Here is a 5,126-nt window from a genome sequence, read left to right on the forward strand (position 1 = left end):
AAATTTGGAATTCTGATAATAAAAGTTTTCAGTAAATCTACTTTAGTCTATTAACTTCTTGCGCTATCAACTATCACATAAAACGCGTTTGGCGTTGTATGGTTAAGCCTCACGGGTAATTAGTACAAGTTAGCTTAACATATCACTATGCTTCCACATCTTGCCTATCAACGTTGTAGTCTTCAACGGCCCTTCAGAGAGCTTAAAGCTCTAGTGAGAACTCATCTCGAGGCCTGCTTCGCGCTTAGATGCTTTCAGCGCTTATCAGTTCCGAACGTAGCTACCGGGCAATGCCATTGGCATGACAACCCGAACACCAGCGGTTCGTTCACTCCGGTCCTCTCGTACTAGGAGCAACCCCTCTCAATTCTCAAACGCCCACGGCAGATAGGGACCGAACTGTCTCACGACGTTCTAAACCCAGCTCGCGTACCACTTTAAATGGCGAACAGCCATACCCTTGGGACCGACTTCAGCCCCAGGATGTGATGAGCCGACATCGAGGTGCCAAACACCGCCGTCGATATGAACTCTTGGGCGGTATCAGCCTGTTATCCCCGGAGTACCTTTTATCCGTTGAGCGATGGCCCTTCCATTCAGAACCACCGGATCACTATGACCTACTTTCGTACCTGCTCGACGTGTCTGTCTCGCAGTTAAGCTGGCTTCTACCATTACACTAACCGTACGATGTCCGACCGTACTTAGCCAACCTTCGTGCTCCTCCGTTACTCTTTGGGAGGAGACCGCCCCAGTCAAACTACCCACCAGGCACTGTCCGTAACCCCGATTCAGGGGCCAACGTTAGAACATCAAAACTACAAGGGTGGTATTTCAAGGACGACTCCACAAAAACTAGCGTCTGCGCTTCTAAGTCTCCCACCTATCCTACACATGTAGGTTCAATGTTCAGTGCCAAGCTGTAGTAAAGGTTCACGGGGTCTTTCCGTCTAGCCGCGGGTACACAGCATCTTCACTGCGATTTCAATTTCACTGAGTCTCGGGTGGAGACAGCGTGGCCATGGTTACACCATTCGTGCAGGTCGGAACTTACCCGACAAGGAATTTCGCTACCTTAGGACCGTTATAGTTACGGCCGCCGTTTACCGGGGCTTCGATCAAGAGCTTCTCCGAAGATAACCCCATCAATTAACCTTCCGGCACCGGGCAGGTGTCACACCGTATACGTCATCTTGCGATTTTGCACAGTGCTGTGTTTTTAATAAACAGTCCCAGCCACCTGGTCACTGCGGCTCCAATCAGCTTAGAGAGCAAGTCTCATCACCAATCGGAGCGTACCTTCTCCCGAAGTTACGGTACGATTTTGCCTAGTTCCTTCACCCGAGTTCTCTCAAGCGCCTTAGTATTCTCTACCTGACCACCTGTGTCGGTTTGGGGTACGATTCGGTATAATCTGAAGCTTAGAGGCTTTTCCTGGAAGTATGGCATCAGCAACTTCATCACCTTAGTGACTCGTCTCGTGTCTCAGCCTAACAGCAACCCGGATTTACCTAAGTCGCTAGCCTACTCACTTTCACATGGACTACCAACGCCATGCTTGCTTAGCCTGCTCCGTCCCCCCATCGCAATTATACCAAGTACGGAAATATTAATCCGTTTCCCATCGACTACGCCTTTCGGCCTCGCCTTAGGGGTCGACTTACCCTACCCTGATTAACATGGGATAGGAACCCTTGGTCTTCCGGCGTGCGGGTTTTTCACCCGCATTATCGTTACTCATGTCAGCATTCGCACTTCTGATACGTCCAGCATACCTCCCGGTACACCTTCAACCGCTTACAGAACGCTCCCCTACCACTCAGAATAAATTCTGAATCCGCAGCTTCGGTGCATAGTTTAGCCCCGTTACATCTTCCGCGCAGACCGACTCGACCAGTGAGCTATTACGCTTTCTTTAAAGGATGGCTGCTTCTAAGCCAACCTCCTGGCTGTCTGGGCCTTTCCACATCGTTTCCCACTTAACTATGACTTTGGGACCTTAGCTGGCGGTCTGGGTTGTTTCCCTCTTCACGACGGACGTTAGCACCCGCCGTGTGTCTCCCGGATATTACTTTACGGTATTCGGAGTTTGCAAAGGGTTGGTAAGTCGGGATGACCCCCTAGCCTTAACAGTGCTCTACCCCCGTAAGTATTCGTCCGAGGCTCTACCTAAATAGATTTCGGGGAGAACCAGCTATCTCCCGGTTTGATTAGCCTTTCACTCCTAGCCACAGGTCATCCCCTAACTTTTCAACGTTAGTGGGTTCGGTCCTCCAGTTGATGTTACTCAACCTTCAACCTGCCCATGGCTAGATCACCGGGTTTCGGGTCTATACCTTGCAACTAATCGCCCAGTTAAGACTCGGTTTCCCTACGGCTACCCTAATCGGTTAACCTCGCTACAAAATATAAGTCGCTGACCCATTATACAAAAGGTACGCAGTCACCCAACAAGTGGGCTCCTACTGCTTGTACGTACACGGTTTCAGGTTCTATTTCACTCCCCTCACAGGGGTTCTTTTCGCCTTTCCCTCACGGTACTGGTTCACTATCGGTCAGTTGGGAGTATTTAGCCTTAGATGATGGTCCACCTATATTCAGTCAAAGTTTCACGTGCTCCGACCTACTCGATTTCACTTAAAAGGGATTTTCATGTACGGGACTATCACCCTGTATCGTGGCACTTTCCAGAGCCTTCCATTAACACCAATTAAGCTTAAGGGCTGTTCCGATTTCGCTCGCCGCTACTTTCGGAATCTCGGTTGATTTCTTTTCCTACGGGTACTTAGATGTTTCAGTTCTCCGCGTTCGCCTCGTTAACCTATGTATTCAGTTAACGATACCTGCAAGCAGGTGGGTTTCCCCATTCGGAAATCCTAGTCTCAAGTGCTTTTTACTAGCTTGACTAGGCTTATCGCAAGTTAATACGTCCTTCATCGCCTCCAACTGCCAAGGCATCCACCGTGTACGCTTAGTCACTTAACCATACAACCCAAACGGGTCTTTGTTTTGTGACAGTTTAACTTCGCCAGAAGTTAATATTGAATACTAAAGTAGATACCAATTAACAAACGTAAACGTTCATTAAATGGCACTGAATGATACTGCTATCATTCTTTTTTACTTTTGAAAACTCTGTACAAATACACTGTATTTATACGAATTTTATTATCAGCTTTTCCAAATTTTTAAAGAGCATATTAATTAGTTAACCCAAAGGGTAAAACTAACTAACAATCATCTGTGTGGACACTACGAACAAATAAGTTCTAAATCGTATAAGGAGGTGATCCAGCCCCAGGTTCCCCTAGGGCTACCTTGTTACGACTTCACCCCAGTCATGAATCACTCCGTGGTAAACGTCCTCCCGAGGGTTAGACTATCTACTTCTGGAGCAACCCACTCCCATGGTGTGACGGGCGGTGTGTACAAGGCCCGGGAACGTATTCACCGCGTCATTCTGATACGCGATTACTAGCGATTCCGACTTCATGGAGTCGAGTTGCAGACTCCAATCCGGACTACGACGCACTTTAAGTGATTCGCTTACTCTCGCGAGTTCGCAGCACTCTGTATGCGCCATTGTAGCACGTGTGTAGCCCTACACGTAAGGGCCATGATGACTTGACGTCGTCCCCACCTTCCTCCGGTTTATCACCGGCAGTCTCCTTAGAGTTCTCAGCATTACCTGCTAGCAACTAAGGATAGGGGTTGCGCTCGTTGCGGGACTTAACCCAACATCTCACAACACGAGCTGACGACAGCCATGCAGCACCTGTATCAGAGTTCCCGAAGGCACCAAACTATCTCTAGTAAGTTCTCTGTATGTCAAGTGTAGGTAAGGTTCTTCGCGTTGCATCGAATTAAACCACATGCTCCACCGCTTGTGCGGGCCCCCGTCAATTCATTTGAGTTTTAACCTTGCGGCCGTACTCCCCAGGCGGTCTACTTAATGCGTTAGCTTTGAAAAACAGAACCGAGGTTCCGAGCTTCTAGTAGACATCGTTTACGGCGTGGACTACCAGGGTATCTAATCCTGTTTGCTCCCCACGCTTTCGTACATGAGCGTCAGTGTTGACCCAGGTGGCTGCCTTCGCCATCGGTATTCCTTCAGATCTCTACGCATTTCACCGCTACACCTGAAATTCTACCACCCTCTATCACACTCTAGTTTGCCAGTTCGAAATGCAGTTCCCAGGTTGAGCCCGGGGCTTTCACATCTCGCTTAACAAACCGCCTGCGTACGCTTTACGCCCAGTAATTCCGATTAACGCTCGCACCCTCCGTATTACCGCGGCTGCTGGCACGGAGTTAGCCGGTGCTTCTTCTGTAAGTAACGTCACAGATAGCCTCTATTAAAGACTACCCTTTCCTCCTTACTGAAAGTGCTTTACAACCCGAAGGCCTTCTTCACACACGCGGCATGGCTGCATCAGGCTTGCGCCCATTGTGCAATATTCCCCACTGCTGCCTCCCGTAGGAGTCTGGGCCGTGTCTCAGTCCCAGTGTGGCTGATCATCCTCTCAAACCAGCTAGGGATCGTTGCCTTGGTAAGCCATTACCTTACCAACTAGCTAATCCCACTTGGGCTAATCTTTTGGCGTGAGGCCCGAAGGTCCCCCACTTTGGTCCGTAGACATTATGCGGTATTAGCAGTCGTTTCCAACTGTTGTCCCCCACCAAAAGGCATATTCCCAAGCATTACTCACCCGTCCGCCGCTCGTCAGCAAAGTAGCAAGCTACTCTCTGTTACCGCTCGACTTGCATGTGTTAGGCCTGCCGCCAGCGTTCAATCTGAGCCATGATCAAACTCTTCAATTAAAAGTTTTTTGTCTTTCGACAGCTCAATGAATTCTGAATTTATTTAATATCTTTCGATATTGAATTGACTGTGCCGAAGCAACTTATAAATAAGTTACTTCTGTTGGTCACTCAGTTTCAATTGAGACTCTAAATTTTTTGCCTTGCTTAGCGAACTAAGCTTGGCTGTTAGAACTCAATCTGTACGAGTGCCCACACAGATGATTGCTTTATATTGTTAAAGAACGTTGCGGTTAAAGTTAAACTTTATCTCGCTAGGGCTGCGCATATTACGCTTTCCTATTTTTTTGTCAACACTTAATTTT

At 48.4% G+C, this 5,126-nt stretch carries 2 rRNA genes; both read right to left on the reverse strand.

What is annotated here, in order from left to right:
* Positions 1–98: 98 nt before the first annotated feature.
* Positions 99–2,985 (reverse strand): 23S ribosomal RNA (locus tag H5232_RS21385).
* A 294-nt stretch (positions 2,986–3,279) separates the two neighbouring features.
* Positions 3,280–4,821: ribosomal RNA gene (locus tag H5232_RS21390) — 16S ribosomal RNA — on the reverse strand.
* The 16S and 23S rRNA genes sit together here, the layout of an rRNA operon.
* Positions 4,822–5,126: the final 305 nt, after the last annotated feature.

It is taken from the genome of Pseudoalteromonas sp. SG41-5 (assembly GCF_014164495.1).
In the GTDB taxonomy this organism is placed as follows: Bacteria; Pseudomonadota; Gammaproteobacteria; order Enterobacterales; family Alteromonadaceae; genus Pseudoalteromonas; species Pseudoalteromonas rhizosphaerae.